This window comes from Aliiroseovarius sp. B-4 (assembly GCF_056857795.1).
In genome coordinates this window covers 198,538-217,827 of record NZ_JBSXNV010000041.1, presented here as the reverse complement: position 1 = coordinate 217,827, position 19,290 = coordinate 198,538, and the positions used below count along the sequence as shown (strand labels likewise).

The 19,290-nt window shown below is 58.7% G+C and carries 21 protein-coding genes and 1 other RNA gene; 14 read left to right on the top strand and 8 right to left on the bottom strand.

What is annotated here, in order from left to right; translation table 11 throughout:
- Positions 1-3: 3 nt before the first annotated feature.
- From AC13C8_RS16425 to ssrA, 7 genes are all read right to left on the bottom strand, one after another.
- Positions 4-231: a ribbon-helix-helix domain-containing protein gene (locus tag AC13C8_RS16425; protein WP_482848382.1), complete on the bottom strand. Its 228-nt coding sequence runs from the start codon at positions 229-231 to the stop codon at positions 4-6.
- On the bottom strand, positions 228-425 hold the full coding sequence (locus tag AC13C8_RS16420; protein WP_482848380.1) for a DUF4169 family protein: 198 nt from the start codon (positions 423-425) through the stop codon (positions 228-230). The genes AC13C8_RS16425 and AC13C8_RS16420 overlap by 4 nt, the downstream gene beginning before the upstream one ends.
- A complete protein-coding gene (gene fumC / locus AC13C8_RS16415) occupies positions 425-1,819 on the bottom strand; it encodes a class II fumarate hydratase (protein ID WP_482848378.1) in 1,395 nt (464 codons plus the stop codon). Before fumC ends, AC13C8_RS16420 begins: the two co-directional genes overlap by 1 nt.
- Before the next feature lie 106 nt (positions 1,820-1,925).
- On the bottom strand, positions 1,926-2,444 hold the full coding sequence (locus AC13C8_RS16410) for an SspB family protein (protein WP_482848376.1): 519 nt from the start codon (positions 2,442-2,444) through the stop codon (positions 1,926-1,928).
- 66 nt (positions 2,445-2,510) lie between these two features.
- Positions 2,511-3,773, bottom strand: a complete 1,263-nt coding sequence (chrA, locus tag AC13C8_RS16405) for a chromate efflux transporter (RefSeq protein ID WP_482848374.1) — start codon at positions 3,771-3,773, stop codon at positions 2,511-2,513.
- A gap of 47 nt (positions 3,774-3,820) precedes the next feature.
- Positions 3,821-4,246 carry an ester cyclase gene (locus tag AC13C8_RS16400; protein ID WP_091429555.1) on the bottom strand — a complete coding sequence of 142 codons (426 nt, stop codon included), beginning with the start codon at positions 4,244-4,246 and terminating at the stop codon, positions 3,821-3,823.
- A 103-nt stretch (positions 4,247-4,349) separates the two neighbouring features.
- Positions 4,350-4,701: a transfer-messenger RNA gene (gene ssrA, locus AC13C8_RS16395) on the bottom strand.
- 40 nt (positions 4,702-4,741) lie between these two features.
- Between ssrA and AC13C8_RS16390 the strand changes: the two genes are divergently transcribed.
- Positions 4,742-5,071: a hypothetical protein gene (locus AC13C8_RS16390; RefSeq protein WP_143064303.1), complete on the top strand. Its 330-nt coding sequence runs from the start codon at positions 4,742-4,744 to the stop codon at positions 5,069-5,071.
- Entirely contained in the window at positions 5,068-5,769 is a 702-nt protein-coding gene (locus tag AC13C8_RS16385; protein WP_091429558.1) for a hypothetical protein, read from the top strand. The genes AC13C8_RS16390 and AC13C8_RS16385 overlap by 4 nt, the downstream gene beginning before the upstream one ends.
- Here AC13C8_RS16385 and AC13C8_RS16380 read toward each other — a convergent pair.
- A complete protein-coding gene (locus AC13C8_RS16380; RefSeq protein ID WP_177179306.1) occupies positions 5,766-6,494 on the bottom strand; it encodes a FadR/GntR family transcriptional regulator in 729 nt (242 codons plus the stop codon). The genes AC13C8_RS16385 and AC13C8_RS16380 overlap by 4 nt on opposite strands.
- A 108-nt stretch (positions 6,495-6,602) precedes the next feature.
- Here AC13C8_RS16380 and AC13C8_RS16375 point away from each other — a divergent pair, with 108 nt between their 5' ends.
- The 12 genes from AC13C8_RS16375 (at position 6,603) to AC13C8_RS16320 (ending at position 19,277) form a co-directional block, all read left to right on the top strand.
- A complete protein-coding gene (locus AC13C8_RS16375) occupies positions 6,603-7,355 on the top strand; it encodes a DUF2182 domain-containing protein (RefSeq protein ID WP_482848371.1) in 753 nt (250 codons plus the stop codon).
- Between the two features lies 1 nt (position 7,356).
- Positions 7,357-7,992: a DUF1326 domain-containing protein gene (locus AC13C8_RS16370; RefSeq protein ID WP_091429561.1), complete on the top strand. Its 636-nt coding sequence runs from the start codon at positions 7,357-7,359 to the stop codon at positions 7,990-7,992.
- 31 nt (positions 7,993-8,023) lie between these two features.
- Positions 8,024-9,124, top strand: coding sequence for a dimethylsulfoniopropionate demethylase (locus AC13C8_RS16365; RefSeq protein WP_482848367.1), 1,101 nt, complete (start codon positions 8,024-8,026; stop codon positions 9,122-9,124).
- Positions 9,125-9,134: 10 nt separating this feature from the next.
- The gene (gene acuI, locus AC13C8_RS16360) at positions 9,135-10,127 is read left to right on the top strand and encodes an acryloyl-CoA reductase (RefSeq protein WP_482848365.1); all 993 of its coding nucleotides are present in this window, start codon (positions 9,135-9,137) and stop codon (positions 10,125-10,127) included.
- Positions 10,120-10,464 (top strand): contact-dependent growth inhibition system immunity protein, encoded by a 345-nt coding sequence (locus AC13C8_RS16355; RefSeq protein WP_482848363.1) that lies wholly within the window; start codon positions 10,120-10,122, stop codon positions 10,462-10,464. Before acuI ends, AC13C8_RS16355 begins: the two co-directional genes overlap by 8 nt.
- 193 nt (positions 10,465-10,657) lie before the next feature.
- A complete protein-coding gene (locus tag AC13C8_RS16350; RefSeq protein ID WP_482848361.1) occupies positions 10,658-11,884 on the top strand; it encodes an aminotransferase class V-fold PLP-dependent enzyme in 1,227 nt (408 codons plus the stop codon).
- 187 nt (positions 11,885-12,071) lie between these two features.
- On the top strand, positions 12,072-13,277 hold the full coding sequence (locus AC13C8_RS16345) for an SAM-dependent methyltransferase (protein WP_091429573.1): 1,206 nt from the start codon (positions 12,072-12,074) through the stop codon (positions 13,275-13,277).
- Positions 13,278-13,398: 121 nt separating this feature from the next.
- Positions 13,399-13,839, top strand: a complete 441-nt coding sequence (locus tag AC13C8_RS16340; RefSeq protein WP_091429576.1) for a TrgA family protein — start codon at positions 13,399-13,401, stop codon at positions 13,837-13,839.
- Positions 13,840-13,852: 13 nt separating this feature from the next.
- Positions 13,853-14,974, top strand: coding sequence for an NUDIX domain-containing protein (locus tag AC13C8_RS16335; protein WP_482848638.1), 1,122 nt, complete (start codon positions 13,853-13,855; stop codon positions 14,972-14,974).
- Positions 14,975-15,044: 70 nt separating this feature from the next.
- Positions 15,045-16,082: a cysteine synthase A gene (locus AC13C8_RS16330; RefSeq protein WP_091429579.1), complete on the top strand. Its 1,038-nt coding sequence runs from the start codon at positions 15,045-15,047 to the stop codon at positions 16,080-16,082.
- Entirely contained in the window at positions 16,079-18,568 is a 2,490-nt protein-coding gene (locus AC13C8_RS16325) for a DUF3772 domain-containing protein (protein WP_482848358.1), read from the top strand. The genes AC13C8_RS16330 and AC13C8_RS16325 overlap by 4 nt, the downstream gene beginning before the upstream one ends.
- Positions 18,561-19,277: an alanyl-tRNA editing protein gene (locus AC13C8_RS16320; RefSeq protein ID WP_482848356.1), complete on the top strand. Its 717-nt coding sequence runs from the start codon at positions 18,561-18,563 to the stop codon at positions 19,275-19,277. The genes AC13C8_RS16325 and AC13C8_RS16320 overlap by 8 nt, the downstream gene beginning before the upstream one ends.
- Positions 19,278-19,290: the final 13 nt, after the last annotated feature.

The window sequence follows — 19,290 nt, the reverse complement described above, 5'->3', positions numbered from 1 at the left end:
AGCTCAGCCCTCGGACGGTCGTCTGTAGTGATCGAGCACATAAACCCGAATGGCCGATGCCAGTCCCCGATCGACACCGCGTGCTGCATCAACCTCGGCTGCAAGTGCGTTCAGGGGCAATCCGCGCGCATTCGCAATCTCGCGAAAGGCCTGCCAGAATTCAGGTTCCAGCGACACGGACGTGCGATGCCCATGCAAGGTGAGCGAGTGTTTTTCCGGGCGCGTGGTCATTCTGTCTCCGGGTCACGTTTGTGACCGTCAAGCAGTCTCCGCGCGCGCGTTATTTTCGTGCTGTCCACCGCCTTCTGGGATTTGGTGCGTCCAAATTTTGCGGCATTTTCATCAGCACGGGCCTTGGTCGCGGCCCGCACCTTTTCTTTTCGAAACCGGTTCAGGTTGACCGGCCCTGAACCAGAGCCAACCATCAGTCCTTCGGGCCGATCATCTGTTCGGGGCGCACAACCTCGTCAAAGGTTTTTTCGTCCACGAAGCCCAAGGCAATCGCTTCTTCTTTCAGCGTCGTGCCGTTCTTGTGCGCGGTCTTGGCCACTTTGGTCGCGTTGTCATAGCCGATTGTCGGGGCCAGCGCTGTCACCAACATCAGGCTTTCCTTCATCAGCTTGTCGATGCGTGGTTCGTTGGCCTGAATGCCATTCAGCATCCGTTCGGTGAAGCTGTCCGCCGCGTCACCCAGAAGTTGAATGGATTGCAAAAGGTTATAGCTCATCATCGGGTTATAGACATTCAGTTCGAAATGCCCCTGCGAGCCTGCGAACTTGATCGCGGCATCGTTGCCCATCACGTGCGCCGCCACCTGCGTCAGTGCCTCGGCCTGGGTCGGGTTCACCTTGCCCGGCATGATCGAACTGCCCGGTTCGTTTTCCGGCAGGATCAGTTCGCCCAGACCCGAACGCGGGCCGGATCCGAGGAAGCGGATGTCGTTTGCAATTTTGTAACACGATCCTGCGACGGTCGCCAAAGCGCCTGACATGAAGACCATGGCGTCATGGGCGGACAGGGCTTCGAACTTGTTGGGGGCGGTGACGAAGGGCAGGCCGGTGATGCGCGCCATGTTCGCGGCAACCTCCTCGCCCCAACCGTTCCTGGTGTTCAACCCGGTGCCAACGGCGGTGCCGCCCTGGGCGAGTTCGTATATCCCGGGCAGGGCCAGCTTTACCCGCGCAATCCCCTGACGGATCATGTGCGCATAGCCCGAAAATTCCTGTCCCAAGGTCAAGGGCGTCGCATCCTGCGTATGGGTGCGGCCAATCTTGATGATGTCCTTGAATTCGTCCTGCTTGGCCTCAAGACCGGCCAGCAGCTTTTCAAGGCCCGGCAACAGCACGTCGCGCACGCTCATCGCCGTGGCGATGTGCATCGCGGTCGGGAACGTGTCGTTCGAGGATTGCCCCATGTTGCAATGGTCATTGGGGTGAACGGGGTCTTTCGAGCCGATCACGCCGCCCATGATTTCGATCGCGCGGTTGGCGATGACCTCGTTGGCGTTCATGTTCGATTGGGTGCCGGACCCGGTCTGCCAGACAACCAGCGGGAAGTTGTCATCGAACTGGCCAGCCACCACTTCGCTTGCGGCCAGAATGACGGCATCGGCGATCTTGCCGTCCATCGCGCCCGAGGCCTTGTTTGCCTCGGCGCAGGCTTGTTTGATCACGCCCAAGGCGCGCACGATGGCAATGGGCTGCTTTTCCCAGCCAATTGGGAAGTTCATCAAAGAGCGCTGCGTCTGCGCCCCCCAGTATTTGTCAGCGGGAACCTCAAGCGGGCCAAAGCTGTCGGATTCTGTGCGGGTCTGGGTCATGTCTTGGCGCCTTTGTTTTCAAAACCGAGGCCGTTGTACACGACTGCACACCAAATTCAATGCTGGTAGCGCCTGAACAACGCCATCGCGCAGCGGTCTTGATCTGCTATTTCCGGAAACTGTCCAGCCTGACGATCTCGGCCTCTTTTTGCGTGTCGCCTTGTGGGTCCGTATCTTCGGTGCGTTCGTCGCGTTCCGGGTCGGCCACGGGTGCGGCTTCTTCGGCGACCTCGCCATTATCTCCGGCCAGATGCAGATCGGGGTGGTGCTCATCCTGTATTTCAAAGCGCAGCCCAAATTCGACCGACGGATCGACGAAGGTGTTGATGGCGTCGAAGGGCACGAACAATGTTTCCGGCGCATCGCCGAAATTCAACGTAACCGAGAACCCGTCATCGCCGACCGTCAGGTTTTCGAACCAATGTTGCAGCACGATGGTCATATCTTCGGGGAACCGATCATGCATCCAATCAGCAATCTCAACCCCGTCATGGCGGGTGTCGAAGTTGATGAAGAAATGGTGTTCGCCCGGCAGGCCAGCGGCCGAGACGTCGTCCAGCACCTTGCGGATCAGATCACGCATGGCGTCATGCATCAGGTTTCCATAATCTATGGTGTCGGACATGAGCACTCTTTCTTTAGCTTGGGTCCAGAATACGGGATTCGGTGGCGATGAAAAGGCGCAACATGGTCAGAAGCCAAGCTGGTATAGAACCGCGCCTAAAGCGGCCAAACTTGCCAGTGTCAACGGCAGAGATATACGAAATCGGAAAAGCAACAAGGCGGCGATACCTGCGAGCCAGATGGCCGACGCATTCAGGCTGTCCGCAACCGGCAGGCTGGGGGCGAAAACGCCATCGGCGCGCATGATCTGGCCGAAAAACACATGCAGGGCGAACCACAGCGACAGGTTTGCAATCACCCCGACCACCGCCGCCGAAATGGCCTCCAACGCGGATGTCAGGCGGGGGCGGGTGGTCAGCCACTCAACATGCGGTGCGGCGGTGAAAATCCATAGAAAGCAGGGAACGAAGGTGGTCCACAGCGTCATGGCGGCGGCCAGCAGGGCAAATGCAGGTCCCGAAATCCCATATCCCGCCATATAGCCTACGAATTCTGTCACCAGGATCAGCGGGCCGGGGGTGGTTTCCGCCAGTCCCAATCCGTCCATCATTTGTGCGGGCGACAGCCAGCCGTGGGTGGTGACAGCTTCCTGCGCCATATAGGCTAAAACCGAGTAGGCTCCGCCAAAACTGACCACGGCGAGTTTCGAGAAGAACAAGCCAATCGTGGTCAGCGTGTCTTCACCAAGGCTGTAGGCCAGCAGGATCGGAGCGAACCACAGCGTCAACCAAACAGCCGCCTGTCGCAGGGTTCGGTATGGTGGCACCGCTTGTGCACGTGTGGATGTCACAGCCGGGTGGTGCGCGCGGTTCGTAACCATTCCAACACAGGCGGCGGTCAGGATCACCAGCGGGAAGGGCGCGTCGAACGCATAGAGCGCCATGAAGGACGTGAGCGCGATGGCCCAATGCACCCTGAGCCGCAAAGTTTTCTTGGCCAGTCTCAGAAGCGCTTGCAGAACCACGATGACCACCGCGGCCTTCACGCCCAGAAACACCGCCTCGACCACAGGCAGCTGACCCCATCGCGCATAGGCGTAGGAAAGTCCCAACATGACCGCGGCACCCGGCAGAACGAACAGAAGCCCCGCGATCAACCCGCCGGGCACCCCGCGCAGCCGCCAGCCGGCATAGGTGCATAGCTGCATGGCTTCGGGACCGGGCAGCAACATGCAGAAGGACAACGCATTCAGGAATTGCCGTTCCGAAAGCCATGGGCGGTCTTCCACCAGTTCCCTGTGCATCACGGCAATTTGCGCTGCGGGGCCGCCAAAGGACATCAATCCAATGCGCGCAAATATTCGGGTCAGGTCATGCAGGCCAGGCGTCATTGCCGGATAGGGCCTTGATCCAAGCCCGTTGGCAAGGGGAAAGCCGGCTAGGCCGCGATCCCTTCGCCGGAAAGGCAAAGTGCAAGGCTGTCCGGTGGCAAATACCCCAGCTGTTCAAAGAAAGTCAGGAAGTCGATCTGGTTATATGCCTCGACAACCTGTCCGTTCTTGATGCGCACCATGATCTGACCGGTGGTGTGCACCGGTCGGCGATCGGCAAGCGTCACCGCATGAACGGTCAGGGTCGCCCAGACCCATTCGCCCATTTCAACCTCGCGATCAAAGCGGATTTCGCTGATTTCGACCTGTGCCAGTAACGCTTCGGCCAGCACGCGAAAATCGTCAGGGCCGACGCCGAAATCCATCACGCCCTGCGCTTCGATGTCCGGGGTGAAAAAGCGTCCGATCGCATCAAGATCCTGCTGGACCCAGACACGGTCATACCATTGTTTCAGAAGCTCCAGATGGGCCACGCGCCGCTCCTTCCAATACCATTTGTTTCGGTTCTCACGATGACGATTCTACGCAGGAACCGTTAAGGATCAGTAACCGCCGATTAGCCGAATATTTTTTGGAAGTGCAGGCTTCTGTTGCCAGGTGCCTGCGAACCCCGCCTTACGCGGCTAGGCGCAAGGGCTTAAATCGGCAACTCGAACTGCTTACGCAGCCAGAGCCATAGCCGGAGCTTTGTTGTCATTTGCAACTAGCTTAAGTGAACCGATAACGGTGGTATCTCACCGAGACAAAGCCAACCCCTTTAGACGTCCGTCGATCCTGTTTCGTCCCCATGATCCCCAAATGAAGGATGTTTGGTGGAGACGCCGGGTACCGCCCCCGGGTCCGATCCGCTTATTACGAGCGCGTTTATGTCCATAGTCCCTGACGGGACAGATCATATGTAGGGACTTGGAGGGCGGATGAAAAGGGGTATAACTCAGCAGATTTTTTTACGAGAAAAGAGGTGCTTGATGCGTTCAGGGATTTTTTCAACATATCGTCAGGGTGAGAACCGTGTTACGGCTTCGATCGTTAATGTTCTACGCCGACTGCCCATGGATGTGGTTGAGGTGATTTTGAAACGATTGGCATTTGATGAAGATCCAGCTTCGGCATTCTTTGTTTTCAAGAACCAAAGTGCAAAGAATGATGGTAGCGATACCGTTCCCGATGCGGAACTGAGCGCTAATTTCAAGATTTTGCTTGAGACAAAGATTGTGTCGGACGCGTCCGATCAAGCCCAAATACAGCACCACAAAAACAAATCGGGGATGCAGAACATCAACGCGTTGTTCTTTTGACGCCTGATTTCGATGATCCTACCAAGAAATGGGGAGATGAGGAACAAAAAGGAGTGACGTGGCGCGATTTCTATTTCTTAACTGAATTGATAGATAGCCTTTTTACGGACGAAGACTTGATCCTTTCAGAACGTGACCAGCTCCTTTTGAAGGAACTACAAATCATGCTTCGGGATGAAGGTTTGCTTCCCAGTCGGGACCGGGTCGTGGTCGTCGCAGCGAACATGGCTTTTATGAGGTATGAGAAGCAGACTGGCGCGCGCGTCCGCGCCTATATATGTCAACCAAACCGCACTTTTCGAGCAGATTCCTTTGCCTTTTACGCGGAAGGTAAGATCCAACCGCTCGTGGCAAGGGTCACAAAATCTATTGAAGAGCTTGATGTTCGTACATTTACGAATAGTAACCCGCAATCCGAGATTGTCCTCGAGGAAGATGAAAAAAAGGCTGTCAAAGAGTGTTACGAACTGTCGGAAGACCTACGCGCGGCAGAAAGCGAACAGCCATTGGTATTGAAAGTGGTGTTCTTGTCCGCTCCCGATGCGAACGAAACGATTAAACTAGATCGCCCCATTGAGAATGACCTGAGAAACCAGAATACACAACGCCGATACGCCTATACGCAAGGACAGCGATATACATCACTCAGTCGGTTGCTTGAAGTCGTCAAAGAGAACAAAGGAACGAGTGCGCTTTAGCCCTTGCCAGTGGCGCGCGACCGTCCCAATTCAGCCGTGTACTCTGCAAGCTCCGCCAACGAACTGTCAGCACCAGCCCCATCCTGCCCCTCAATCGCATCCGCCAGCCGCGTGTGCAGCCCCACAATCCTCTCACGATCCCGCTGCGTATAGGTGATCATGTTCATCAGGGGCTGCATTGCCTCGACCGCACCGGCCAGCTGATAGGACAGCACCGGGTTGCCAGCCCCGTCCACAAGCGCGCGGTGAAAAGCCACGTCTGAGGCGCAGAAGGCTTCATCCGTCAGACCGGGTTGTGCCTGGCGATGGATTTCGGCGCGCATGGTGGCCAGATGATCGGGGGTGCGGCGTTGGGCCGACAGCGGCGCGCAGGCGCGTTCCAGCGCATAGCGCGCCTCGCAAGCGGTTTCGAAATCCACATCGTTCATCGACAGGAGCAGGGTCGAGGTGGTGATCTGCTGACCATAGGCTTCTTCAAATGACATGCGGTTCACGAAGGCCCCACCCGCAGCGCCGCGCTGGGTGCGGATCAGGTTCTGGGCAGCCAGTCGCTTCAGCGCCTCGCGCACGGTCGAGCGTCCGACATTGAATTTTTCGCAAAGCTCTGCCTCGGACGGAAGGCGTTGATCGACGATCAGTCCACCATTGATAATCGCGTCTCGAATGGCCTCGGCGATCTGTTTTGAAAGGTCCTGATTGTCGTCCAAATCGGTTTTCACGTGCATCACCTCTTAATTGTCAGACATTTACTTGCTCTGTGATCAATTGTCAGACATTATCATTCCGACTCGCAAGATGGGGGACCCATGTCCGTTTCGTCAAGGATAAGAACCATGAGCGCGCCGCATTGGCTGGCGCTGTTTGGGTTGATCCTTGTGGGGTGGGGGCTGCTCTATGCGATGGCTCTGCCGCAGGACGCGTTGGAGATGTCGCGCATCTATGGCGCGGAGTTTTGGCGCGCTCTGTGCGCCGTTGCGCCTGACAAGGCCGGCTTCATCGGACTTTTTGCCATGTGGGCTGTGATGGCCGCCGCGATGATGGCCCCGACCGCGCTACCTGCATTCGCAACCTATGACGATCTGATCGTCTCGGGCGCAGGAAGTCGCCGTGGCTTTGCCGAGCTTGTCGCGGGCTATCTGGTGGTTTGGCTGGGCTTCGCCGCCATCGCTGCCGCGGGCCAGTTGGTGCTGTTTCGTGCCGGACTGCTGTCGCCTCTGGGGCAAAGCATCTCGCCATGGCTGACAGGTGCGTTGTTGATCGGGGTGGGAATGTATCAGTTCTCGACGCTCAAGGACGCCTGCTTGTCCAAGTGCCGCCAGCCGATGACATTCTTCATGCAACACTGGCGTGAAACACGCTGGAACGATGTAACGTTGGGTCTGCGCCTTGGCGCCATCTGCCTTGGCTGTTGTTGGGCGCTGATGCTTTTGGGCTTCGTTGGCGGGGTGATGAACCTCGCCTTCATGGGGCTTGCGACCCTCATCATGATTTTTGAAAAACTGCCGGATATTGGCCGCTATCTGACCCGCCCCTTGGGCTGGGCGCTGATTGCGGGCGGTGTCTTGGTGCTTGTCCAGGGAGGATAACATGGACGGAACACAAGTCGGTCAGGTCGAATGGACCATCAAAGGGGAGTTGATCCTCAACTGCAATTGCACGGTCTTTTGCCCCTGCGTGGTGAGCCTTGGAAAACACCCGCCCACAGAAGGGCATTGCCAGACATGGGGCGGGGTGCGGATTGATAGCGGTCAATACGGCGATATTGACCTGTCGGGCCTGAACCTTGGTCTGATGATCGAAATCCCCGGCAATATGGGGCGGGGCAACTGGAAGGTGGCGCTGTTCGTCGATGACCGCGCCAGTGATGACGCCTATGACGCGTTGGTGACGATCTTTTCCGGCGCAGCCAAAGGCACCACCGGTCTGTTCCAGATGCTGGTCGGTGAGTTCCTCGGCGCGGAACGCCAGCCAGTCACATACGAGACCGAGGGCAAGACCCGTCATATCACCGTCGGACGCAAGATAGACGGCGTCGTGCATCCGGTCGGTGGTGCCGACCCGGACGAGGACATTGTTATCCGAAACACCCAATACTGGATGGGGCCGGACATTACCGTCGCCACCGCCACAAAAGGCAAGCTGCGCGCGCATGGGCGGGTGTGGGATTTCGATGGCCGCTCGGCCGAGATTTGCCAGATCGACTGGAAAGGCCCCGGTCGCTAAGGCGGCTGGGATTGGCACGGACGCGCGACCCATGGCCCTGATCTCACCCTCCCGCCGTTTGCGGCGCACGCCCTTCAGCCCCGGTGTCGAAGCCGCCGGGGTCAAAGGTTACACAGTTTACAACCACATGTTGCTGCCGACCGTCTTTCGGTCGGTGGAAGAAGATTATTGCCATTTGAAAGACGCCGTGCAGGTCTGGGACGTGGCCTGCGAACGGCAGGTCGAGCTGCGCGGTCCCGATGCCGCGCGCCTGATCCAGATGCTCACTCCGCGCGACCTGTCAAAGATGCAGGACGGACAGTGCTTTTATGTGCCGATGGTGGACGAAACCGGGGGGTTGCTGAACGACCCTGTGGCGGTGAAGCTGGACGAGGACCGCTTTTGGATATCAATCGCTGACAGTGATTTGCTGTTTTGGGTGAAGGGGCTGGCCTATGGGTTTCGGTTGGATGTGCTGGTCGACGAACCGGACGTCTCGCCCTTGGCCATTCAGGGGCCGAAGTCCGACGATCTGGCTGCGGCGGTCTTTGGTGACGCGGTGCGCGACATCGGCTTCTTTCGATATAAACGGCTGGAGTTCCAAGGGCGTAGCCTTGTTGTGGCCCGCTCGGGCTATTCCAAGCAAGGCGGGTTCGAGGTTTACGTCGAAGGCTCAGATATCGGAATGCCGCTGTGGAATGCGCTGATGGAGGCGGGCAGGAACATGGACGTGCATGCCGGTTGCCCTAACGCGATCGAGCGGGTCGAGGGTGGGCTGCTCAGCTATGGCAACGACATGACCCGCGAAAACACCCCGCACGAGGCCGGGTTGGGACGATTTTGCGCGACAGAATCCGCGCTGGGCTGTGTGGGTCGTGATGCACTGCTCAGGGTGGCCAAGGAAGGTCCGGTGCAACAGATCCGTGCCATCGAGATATTTGGCGGCGTCCCACCATGCGATCGCAGCTGGCCCCTGATGGACGGGGAAAAGCAAGTGGGGCAAGTGACTTCGGCCGCCAATTCTCCGGATTTTGAAACCGGCGTCGCCATCGGTATGGTGCGCATGACCCATTGGGCCACGGGCACCGAACTGGATGTTTTGACACCTGACGGGCCGCGCGCGGCCACCGTTCATGAAACCTTTTGGATATAGGAAAACGACGATGTTCAAAGCACTTGTGATGGAGCAGAATGACGAAGGCCTGGCCCAAGCTGTGATCAAAGAGATCAGCGAGGATCAACTGCCCGAGGGCAATGTCACCGTCGCCGTCGAATATTCTACCGTGAACTACAAAGACGGGCTGTGCCTGTCACCCAAAGGCGGGGGGCTGGTGCGCAACTATCCCCACGTGCCCGGCATTGACTATGCGGGCACGGTCGAGGCATCGGACGACAACCGCTACAAGCCTGGCGACAAGGTCGTGCTGACCGGATGGCGCGTGGGCGAGGTGTCCTGGGGTGGATATGCACAGAAAGCCCGGATCAGTGCGGACAAGCTGGTGCCGCTGCCCAAGGGTCTGACGACGCGTCAGGCAATGGCCGTGGGCACGGCGGGCTTTACCGCAATGCTGGCCGTCATGGCGTTGGAAGATCACGGGCTTCAACCGGGGCAGGGACCGGTGCTGGTGACAGGCGCGGCAGGCGGCGTGGGGTCGGTTGCCACGGCCATTCTGTCCAATCTTGGGTATTATGTGGCTGCCGTCACGGGCCGTCCGGATCAGACGGACTATTTGCAAGGGCTGGGCGCGGCTCAGATAGTCCCGCGTGAAGAGTTGAACCAGACAATCAAACGCCCGCTTGAGGCCGAGACATGGGCCGGTTGCGTCGATGCCGTGGGGGGCGACATGTTGGCGCGCGTGCTGGGGCAGATGAAATACGGGGCCAGCGTGTCGGCGGTTGGTCTGGCTGGTGGTGCGCAGCTTCCCGCCACTGTCATTCCGTTTCTGCTTCGCGGTGTGAACCTCTTGGGGATCGACAGCGTGATGCAGCCCTATGAAAACCGCCTGCGCGCGTGGACGCGGATTGCCACCGACCTTCCGATGGATAAGCTGGATGCCATGGTGCAGGCTGCAACTTTGGACGATCTGCCCGCGCTGGGTGCCGATATTCTGAAAGGCCAGGTGAAGGGACGGGTGGTGGTGGATGTGAATGCCTAACACCGAAAAGGGGCACCAGATGGCGTCCCGTGCCGACAAGACGCTGGAAGAAATAGACGGTCAGGTCTGGCCGATGCCCTGCTGTGCGTCCTATTTGGAAGCGACCTGTGCGACCCTTCGCAAGAAACCCATCGGTGATTTCACCGTCGAAGACCTGCGGATCATGGTGGCACAGGATGTCGGGGCGGATGTGTTGAAGCCGTTCGTGTTAAAGATGCTTCGGGACAACCCGATGGCAGAGGGGGACTACCATCCCGGCGATCTGCTGGAGGCCGCGGTGAAACGCTGGCCGGATGACGATTTTCTAAGCGATCTTGCGGCACGGAACGGAAAGTGAGCACCTATCGAGCGCCCCACCCTTTTTCGCCGCTTGACCCTGACCGAAACCCATAGCACAACCGCGCTGTCCCGTTTTTCAAACGGGGCTGCCTGCGAAGGTGTTTTCGCAAGGCTGGCTGGAAGTCCTGCCGGATCAGGGGGTGCCTGATCCGTCTGGCATACCCCCAATTGACATAAAGAGGAGCCGACAGATGGCGAAACTGGATATCAACTGGGTGCGGGCACAATTTCCGGCCTTTTCCGAGCCAAGCCTGCACGAACAGGCGTTTTTTGAGAACGCAGGTGGGTCATACACCTGCAAGCCGGTGATTGACCGGCTGACGCGATTCTATCGCCAACGCAAAGTGCAGCCCTATGGTCCCTTTGAAGCCTCGCGACGGGCAGGGCAGGAGATGGACGAGTCCCGTACCCGCTTGGCCGCAATGTTGGGAGTGGGTTCGGATGAACTGAGCTTCGGTCCCTCAACCACGCAAAACACCTATGTGCTGGCGCAGGCCTTTCGGCAGCATCTGGCATCGGGTGATGCGATTGTCGTGACCAATCAGGATCACGAAGCCAATTCCGGCCCGTGGCGACGGCTTGCGGATGAAGGGTTTGACATTCGCGAATGGAAGATCGACCCCGACACGGGCCATCTGGACCCGGCGGGGCTGGATGAATTGCTGGCAGACGGCAAGGTGCGGCTTGTGTGTTTCCCCCATTGCTCGAACGTGGTGGGCGAGGTCAATGATGTGGCCGCGATCTGCACCAAAGCCCGCGCGGCGGGGGCCTTCACTTGCGTCGATGGCGTCAGCTATGCGCCGCATGGATTGGTGAATGTGGATGCACTGGGCGCGGATATCTATTTGTTTTCGGCCTATAAAACTTACGGGCCGCACCAAGGGATCATGGTGATCCGCCGCGCGCTGGGCGAAGCGCTGCCCAATCAGGGGCATTATTTCAATGGCGATGCGCTCTACAAACGGTTCACACCTGCCGGACCGGATCACGCGCAAATCGCTGCGTCGGCCGGGATGGTGGATTATTTCGACGCGATGGCGGCCCATCACGGTATCACGGGTGACGCGGCCACAATGGCAGCAGGCGTGCATGACCTGATGCGCGCGCATGAAACTAACCTGTTGCAACCCCTGCTGGATTATCTGATTTCGAAGAATTCGGTGCGCTTGCTCGGGCCTGCGCGGGCTGACCGGCGCGCGCCGACCGTCGCGCTTGTTACGCACGAACCTGCGGCTGGGCTGGCAGAGCAACTGGCCCCGCTGGGCATTATGGCCGGTGGCGGCGATTTCTATGCTCTACGAGCGTTGCAGGCGCAGGGCGTCGACCCGGCTCATGGGGTGCTGAGGGTCAGTTTTACCCATTACACATCTGAGGGTGAAGTGGCGAAGTTGATCGGTGCGTTGGATCAGGTGATTTAATCAGGATTGAATAACAGGCAGTTACCAGCCTTTTTGCATGTCGTTCAGGCGTGTTTCCGATACAGGGCGGCCACGACGATTTGCAGTTGCAGCATGTTTTGTTGCAACTGCAAAGCAACCATCTTGTCAGCGATGCCATCTCCGTCCTAGCCTGTAGCAGACGGATCGCAAGCATTTGGGGGGTGGTATGATCCTGACCAGCACAGCGGGGCAGTCGAATTTGCCACGCTATTTCAGCAATGTATTCGAGATCGCCTGTCGGATGAACCGGGGGCGTCTGGATTTTGTCACGCCGGACGGACGCAGGTTCCGCGCAGACGGCGCGCATCCCGGTTTCGTTGCCGAACTTCATGTGCATGATCCCGACGTATTTGCCCGCCTGATACGCGAGGGGGATCTGGGCTTTTGCGATGCCTATATTGATGGCGGTTGGTCGACGCCTGATTTGCAGGCGTTTCTGGATTTGCTGCAAGATGACAATGACATTCTGTATGACGGGTTCCCCGGACAGATATTCCTGCGCGCCTACGAACGGCTGCGCCATCTGATGAACTCGAACACCAAAAGCAGGGCGAAGAAGAACATCAGCTATCACTACGATTTGGGGAATGATTTCTACGCCTTATGGCTGGATGATACGATGACCTATTCCTCGGCGCTGTTTCGCAGCGGGCAGGACAGCCTTGAGAAAGCGCAGGAGCAGAAATACGCCTCGATGATCGAACAGATGGGCGTGGGACCGGGCGATCATGTGCTTGAAATCGGCTGCGGTTGGGGCGGATTTGCCGAACATGCGGCGCGCAAGGGCATCCGGGTGACGGGGCTGACGATCAGCCGAGAACAGCACGATTACGCGGTGGAACGGATTCGCAAGGCGGGGTTGTCCGATCTGGTCACGATCAAGATGCAGGACTACCGTGACGAGACGGGACAGTATGACGGCATCGCGTCGATTGAGATGTTCGAAGCGGTGGGCGAGAAATACTGGCCGGTATATTTCGGCACGGTGCGCAAATGCCTGCGCCCCGGTGCACAAGCCGTTTTGCAGATCATTACGATCACCGAAAAACGCTTTGAGGTCTATCGAAAAGGTGTTGATTTCATACAGAAATACATCTTTCCGGGCGGTATGCTGCCATCCAAGACCGCACTGCGGGCCGAGGTCGAGAAAGCAGGCCTTGCCTTCCGCAATCAGATCGCATTCGGGGAAAGCTATTCCGCGACGCTCAGGCGCTGGCACGAGGTGTTCAATGCCAAGTGGCAGCAGGTCGCTGCTCTTGGGTTCGACGATCGGTTCAAGCGAATGTGGAATTTCTATTTGACCTCCTGCGCGGCTGCATTTCATTCCGGCAATTGCGATGTTGTGCAGGTGACACTTAAAAACCCCGAGTGACGGCAAGCCGGTGATGCGTGATTTGGGTGTCACAACTGTTTTTCCTGGGTCAGGTGCCATAAAATGGCCATAACCCCCTGTGAAAACGTCGATGTGAACGTCGTGCGAGCAGGAGTGTTACATGCCCACAGCCGCAAAACTTGTCGCCGCTGCCATTCTGGCGGTCTCAGGCTGGTTCAGTGCCGAATTGATCAAACCCTTGATGGAAGAAGGCCGCGATTTGTCAAAGCTCGGCCCGATTTTTGCGCTGGTGGGTCTGTTTGTCGGGTGGAAGTTCCTTGGCCCGCGGGCGGATCGCAGCTTGGGCAGTGTCGGGGCCAACGCGTTCACCACAATACTTGTGCAGGTGGGACTGACGATGTTCGTCTTCGCGTTTGCCGTGATGATCAAGCAAAGCCTGCGTCAGGCTTATGATGGTCCGATCGAGGCGTTGCAGGATATTTTCATGATCAGTGTCGACTTTTTTCAGAAGTATTTTACCGGAGAAGTCGTCGGTGCGGCCCTGATCGGTGGCGGATTGGCCTCGTGGTGTGCGTTCAGCGCGGCCCGTAAGTGGGGCTGATCGTGTGACACCCATGTTTTTCTATGGCACCCTGTGCCACCTGCCATTGCTTGAGCTTGTGTTGGCAGGGGAGTGTTATCAGACGCGCGCGGCCACGCTGGCGGGCCATCGGGTCAGATGGGTCAAGGATCAGCCGTTTCCCACCATCGAATCGGACGCGGATGGCAACGCGCATGGTTTATTGGTCGAAGGGTTAAGCGACACCGCCAAAGCGCGGCTTGATTTCTATGAAGGCGGGTTCGATTATGCATTGAAGGGGGTCGCGGTGCGCCCGGATGACGGCACCGACGCCGTGATCGCGCAGGTCTATTTCCCCACGCCCGGCCTTTGGACGCCCGGCGCACCGTGGTCGCTGGACGATTGGGTGTCGCAATGGGGCGCGATGACACTGGAAGCCGCGCAAGAGGTCATGTCCTATTTTGGCGAGGTGTCGGCCGAGGTGATCGCCCAACGTTTCCCGATGATCCGCACCCGCGCGGCCAGCCGGGTTCGCGCGCGCGCCAGCAAGTCTCCCACCACGCTGCGGGCAGGTTTCGGGGCAAGGGATATCGATATTCACACCAGCACTCGGCCCTATGCCCGATTTTTCACCATCGAGGAGCAAGACCTCTCATTCCGCCGTTATTCCGGTGAAATGAGCGAGGTCGTGAACCGCGCAGCCTTCATCGGCGGTGATGCGGTGATCGTTTTGCCCTATGACCCGGTGCGGGATCAAGTGATGCTGGTGGAACAGTTCCGCATGGGGCCGCACATGCGCGCAGATCCCCATCCGTGGACGCTGGAACCCGTTGCGGGCCGCATTGATGCGGGCGAGACGCCAGAGGATTGTGCACGCCGCGAAGCGCTTGAGGAAACCGGGCTGACGCTCGACCGGTTGTTGGCGCTGCCGCATCACTATCCCAGCCCTGGCTCCAGCACCGAGTTTTTCTATACTTACGTTGCGTTGTGCGACCTGCCGGATGCCGCCGCCGGGATCGGCGGCGCAGAGGAAGAAGCCGAAGACATTCGAAGCCATGTCGTCCCGTTTCAGCGCCTGATGGACCTTGTGGACAGTGGCGAGGCCGCCTGTGGCCCGCTGATCGTGTGTGCGCTTTGGCTGTCACTGAACCGCGACGCGCTTCGGGCCGGAAGCTGACCACGGCCCCTTGAACCCCTCATTGCCAACCCCTACAGATTGTAGGGAAACCGCGACACAGGGGCAGAAGATGGATATCAAGCAGGATCTGGAAGCGACCGTCGGCAATACGCCACTGATCCGACTGAAAAAAGCGTCGGAACAGACAGGTTGTGAAATTCTTGGCAAGGCGGAGTTCATGAACCCCGGCCAGTCGGTCAAGGACCGGGCAGCGCTGTATATCATCAAGGACGCCGTGGCGCGGGGTGAATTGAAGCCGGGCGGCACCATTGTCGAAGGCACGGCGGGCAACACCGGCATCGGTTTGGCGCTGGTCGGCGCTTCGATGGGGTTCAAGACGGTGATCGTGATCCCCGAAACCCAGTCCGAAGAAAAGAAGGACATGCTGCGGCTGGCGGGGGCTGAACTGGTTCAGGTGCCGGCGGCGCCTTATCGCAACCCCAACAATTTCGTGCATTATTCGCGCCGTCTGGCCGAAAAACTGGCCAAGACCGAACCCAATGGCGTGATCTGGGCCAACCAGTTCGACAACGTCGCCAACCGCGTCGCTCATATCGAAACCACCGGTCCCGAGATTTGGGCGCAGACCGGCGGCAAGGTTGACGGGTTTGTCTGCTCGGTCGGGTCGGGTGGCACGCTCGCCGGGGTTGGCATGGCATTGCAGCCCAAGGGCGTGAAAATCGGCATTGCAGATCCGATGGGCGCGGGGCTTTACAGCTATTACACCACCGGCGAGATCGCGATGGAGGGCAGCTCTATTGCGGAAGGGATCGGGCAGGTGCGGATCACCAAGAACCTTGAAGGCTTCACCCCCGACATGGCCTGGCAAGTGCCTGATGAAGAGGCCTTGCCCCATATTTTCGATCTTTTGCAAGAAGAAGGCCTTTGCCTTGGCGGCTCATCCGGGATCAATGTCGCGGGCGCGATCCGTATGGCCAGGGAAATGGGCCCCGGACACACCATCGTGACCGTCCTGTGCGACTATGGCACACGCTATCAGTCGAAACTGTTCAATCCGGATTTCCTGCGTGAAAAGGAACTGCCGGTGCCGGACTGGCTGGATCGTGGTCCCGCGATGCTTCCCGAGGTGTTTGAGGAAGTCGAATGACCCGCCTTCTTGCGGCCGGGTTTGCGGCCTTTCTGCTCATTGTAACTGTGTTTGGCGCGCTGGCTCAGGACACAGCCGAGCCGGAAGCAGAGCGCCCCCCGGCCTATGTGGTCAAGGACGACGGATCGCCCGACTATGCGGCGTGGGAACAGGCTGCGAACCGAGCCGAGCAGGCGATCGAGCAAAACCGGGCGTCCGACAAGGTGCTGGATGATTTGCGGCTGGAACTGACCGACTGGCGCAACCTTTTCAGCGAGGCGCAGAAAGAGAACTCGATCCGCATCGACACGCTGAAAATGCAACTGTCGACGCTGGGGCCGGAACCGGAAACCCCGGGGTCTGAACCTGCCGTTCTGACCCAGCGCCGCAGCGAGCTGACGACGAAGCTGAATTCGGCAAGATTGCCGGTCCAGGAGGCGGAAGAAGCCTATTCCCGTGCAGATGTGTTGATCCGGGAAATTGATGCCTTGATGCGGTCGCGACAAACAGATCAGATGCTGGCTCTGGGGCCAAGCCCGGTCAATCTCGCGCTGTGGCCGAAGGCGTTTACGGATCTCAAGACGACACTGGACCTTGCTGTCGGAGAAGTGCGTGAAAACTGGGGTAGCGACGCCCAGCGGCAGGATCTGCGCTCAGACTTGCCGCTGACCCTGCTGTTTCTGGTGGTTGCGATCTTGCTGCTGACACGCAGCCGGGTCTGGATCATGCAGCTTGGCAATAAAGTCCGCGAACGGCGCCGCGGATCGGCCCGCGGCGTGATTGGCTTTATCGTCTCCATCGGTCAGGTGCTTGCCCCGATGTTCGGGATATTTGTGCTGATGGTGGCACTGAACCTGGCAGGCGTTCTGGGCCTGCGCGGGCAGGTGATCGCGGACGTTCTGCCTTGGTTTGGGTTCAGCTTGTTCAGCAGCCTGTGGATCGGCACCCGCTTGTTTGCGACAGAAAGTGGCGGTGCGCCGCTGATCGACCTGCCGCGTGCTGCACTGCGCACCGAGGCACGGGTCAACGTAGCCCTGCTGGGTATGTTGCTGGGTATATGGCCCATTCTGACCAGCTTGTCTGACCACGAAGGGTATGCCGGCGGCACCTTCGCTGTCCTGTCCTTCCCGGCCATCGTAGCGACCGGATATCTTCTGATGCGGGTGGGCCGAACTTTGCGGCAGCATATTCAGGTCCAGTCAGATGGTGAGACGAAGACCTTCCGCGAACGGGCTGTGGTCTTGATGGGTCAGGCGTGTGCGGTCGTCGGGATCGCTGCGCCCGTGCTGGCGGCGATTGGATACACAACTTTGGCCTCGTCTATCCTGTTCCCCATGGTTTTGACCATGGGCATGATTGCGGTTCTGTCCTTGTTGCATGTCTTCCTGATCAATGTTTACGGCGTCGTGCGAAAGATCGACGAAAAAGAAGCGGATCAGGCCCTGCTGCCGGTTCTGATGACATCGGTTCTGGTGCTGTTGTCGTTGCCCATCCTGGCTCTGATCTGGGGTGTGCGTCCGACCGAATTATCCGAGCTCTGGACCACGTTCCAGCAAGGGTTCCAACTGGGCGAAGCGCGTGTGACACCACGCTCGTTCATGATCTTCGCGTTGATTTTCGGCATCGGGTATGTCGCCACGCGGGCGACCCAGTCGGCCTTGCGCAGCTCTATCCTGCCGAAAACCCGGCTGGACAAGGGTGGCCAGAACGCCATCGCGGTCGGCGTGGGATATCTGGGCATTTTCCTTGCAGCGGTGATCGCAATCACGACGGCGGGCATCGACCTGAGTTCGATTGCAATTATCGCCGGTGCCCTGTCGGTCGGCATCGGGTTTGGCCTTCAGACCATCGTGTCCAACTTTGTGTCCGGTATCATCCTGTTGATCGAGCGGCCGATCTCGGAAGGCGATTGGATCGAAGTCGGCGGACAGATGGGCTATGTGCGCGATATCTCGGTGCGCGCCACCCGGATCGAGACGTTCGATCGCACCGATGTGATCCTGCCAAACAGCGACCTTGTCTCAGGGGTGGTGACGAACTACACGCGCGGCAATTCAATCGGGCGGGTAATCATACCGGTCGGTGTTGCCTATGGGTCCGATACCCGGAGGATCGAGGCCATATTGCTTGAGATTGCCGAGAACCACCCGATGGTGACAGTGTCTCCGCCGCCATCCGTTGTCTTCCAGGGTTTTGGTGCCGACAGTCTGGATTTTGAAATCCGGGCAATCCTGAGCGACGTGAATTTCATGCTCAGCGTGAAAAGCGAAATCAATCACGAGATTGCAAAACGGTTCGTCGAGGAAGGCATCGAGATTCCGTTTGCACAACGCGACATCTGGCTGCGCAATCCCGAGGCGTTGGTGGGACGGCCTGAAGTCAAGGCCCCCGCCGCAACAACCGAAGCAGTATCGCCCGCCGCGTCGCCCCCCAAAGATATGCTGACCGCCGAGGATATGCCGGGCGCCGAAAGCTCGGACGCCGAGGATGGAGACGGCGATGACTGACGCATTGTTTCGGCAAGACGCTTATCTGCGACAGGCATCAGGACAGGTCGTGTCACATGCCGATCGTGGTGTGGTGCTTGACCAGTCAGTTTTCTATCCAAACGGGGGCGGACAGCCGGGGGATCGTGGCACCCTGACCTGGGATGATGGGGCGATGGTCGTGATCAACGCGCTGAAAGGTGAGGGCGAGGACATCGCCCTTGTGCCTGAAGAAGGTGCTGTGTTGCCGCCAGTTGGTACGATGGTCACGCAATCGCTCGATTGGGCTCAGCGTTTGCGCCATATGCGGATGCACACGGCGCTGCATCTTCTGTCCGTTGTCATTCCGTTGCCGGTCACGGGTGGCCAGATCGGGGCCGGGAAGTCGCGCCTCGATTTCGCGATGGACGAACCGCCCGAGGACAAGCAGGCACTGGAAGACGCGCTGAATGCGCTGATCGCCCGTGATCTGGAAGTGTCCGAGCGTTGGATCACAGATGCAGAACTCGACGCCAATCCAGGTCTGGTGAAAACCATGTCCGTTCAACCGCCAAAAGGGGCAGGGCAGGTGCGCCTTGTCCGGATCGGCACGGAGGCCGAGCAAATTGACCTGCAACCCTGCGGTGGCACCCATGTCCGCCGCACCTCTGAGATCGGGCAGGTCCGCTTGGGCAAGGTTGAAAAGAAAAGCCGCCTGAACCGCCGGTTCAACATTCATCTTGCGGATTGATCAAGGCGAAATG

Coding starts and splice junctions, on each gene's coding strand:
- AC13C8_RS16425 (WP_482848382.1), bottom strand. CDS start 231: ATGACCACGCGCCCGGAAAAACACTCGCTCACCTTGCATGGGCATCGC.
- AC13C8_RS16420 (WP_482848380.1), bottom strand. CDS start 425: ATGGTTGGCTCTGGTTCAGGGCCGGTCAACCTGAACCGGTTTCGAAAA.
- fumC (WP_482848378.1), bottom strand. CDS start 1,819: ATGACCCAGACCCGCACAGAATCCGACAGCTTTGGCCCGCTTGAGGTT.
- AC13C8_RS16410 (WP_482848376.1), bottom strand. CDS start 2,444: ATGTCCGACACCATAGATTATGGAAACCTGATGCATGACGCCATGCGT.
- chrA (WP_482848374.1), bottom strand. CDS start 3,773: ATGACGCCTGGCCTGCATGACCTGACCCGAATATTTGCGCGCATTGGA.
- AC13C8_RS16390 (WP_143064303.1), top strand. CDS start 4,742: ATGCGTTCAGGGATTTTTTCAACATATCGTCAGGGTGAGAACCGTGTT.
- AC13C8_RS16380 (WP_177179306.1), bottom strand. CDS start 6,494: ATGCACGTGAAAACCGATTTGGACGACAATCAGGACCTTTCAAAACAG.
- AC13C8_RS16375 (WP_482848371.1), top strand. CDS start 6,603: ATGAGCGCGCCGCATTGGCTGGCGCTGTTTGGGTTGATCCTTGTGGGG.
- AC13C8_RS16370 (WP_091429561.1), top strand. CDS start 7,357: ATGGACGGAACACAAGTCGGTCAGGTCGAATGGACCATCAAAGGGGAG.
- AC13C8_RS16365 (WP_482848367.1), top strand. CDS start 8,024: ATGGCCCTGATCTCACCCTCCCGCCGTTTGCGGCGCACGCCCTTCAGC.
- acuI (WP_482848365.1), top strand. CDS start 9,135: ATGTTCAAAGCACTTGTGATGGAGCAGAATGACGAAGGCCTGGCCCAA.
- AC13C8_RS16355 (WP_482848363.1), top strand. CDS start 10,120: ATGCCTAACACCGAAAAGGGGCACCAGATGGCGTCCCGTGCCGACAAG.
- AC13C8_RS16350 (WP_482848361.1), top strand. CDS start 10,658: ATGGCGAAACTGGATATCAACTGGGTGCGGGCACAATTTCCGGCCTTT.
- AC13C8_RS16345 (WP_091429573.1), top strand. CDS start 12,072: ATGATCCTGACCAGCACAGCGGGGCAGTCGAATTTGCCACGCTATTTC.
- AC13C8_RS16340 (WP_091429576.1), top strand. CDS start 13,399: ATGCCCACAGCCGCAAAACTTGTCGCCGCTGCCATTCTGGCGGTCTCA.
- AC13C8_RS16335 (WP_482848638.1), top strand. CDS start 13,853: ATGTTTTTCTATGGCACCCTGTGCCACCTGCCATTGCTTGAGCTTGTG.
- AC13C8_RS16330 (WP_091429579.1), top strand. CDS start 15,045: ATGGATATCAAGCAGGATCTGGAAGCGACCGTCGGCAATACGCCACTG.
- AC13C8_RS16325 (WP_482848358.1), top strand. CDS start 16,079: ATGACCCGCCTTCTTGCGGCCGGGTTTGCGGCCTTTCTGCTCATTGTA.
- AC13C8_RS16320 (WP_482848356.1), top strand. CDS start 18,561: ATGACTGACGCATTGTTTCGGCAAGACGCTTATCTGCGACAGGCATCA.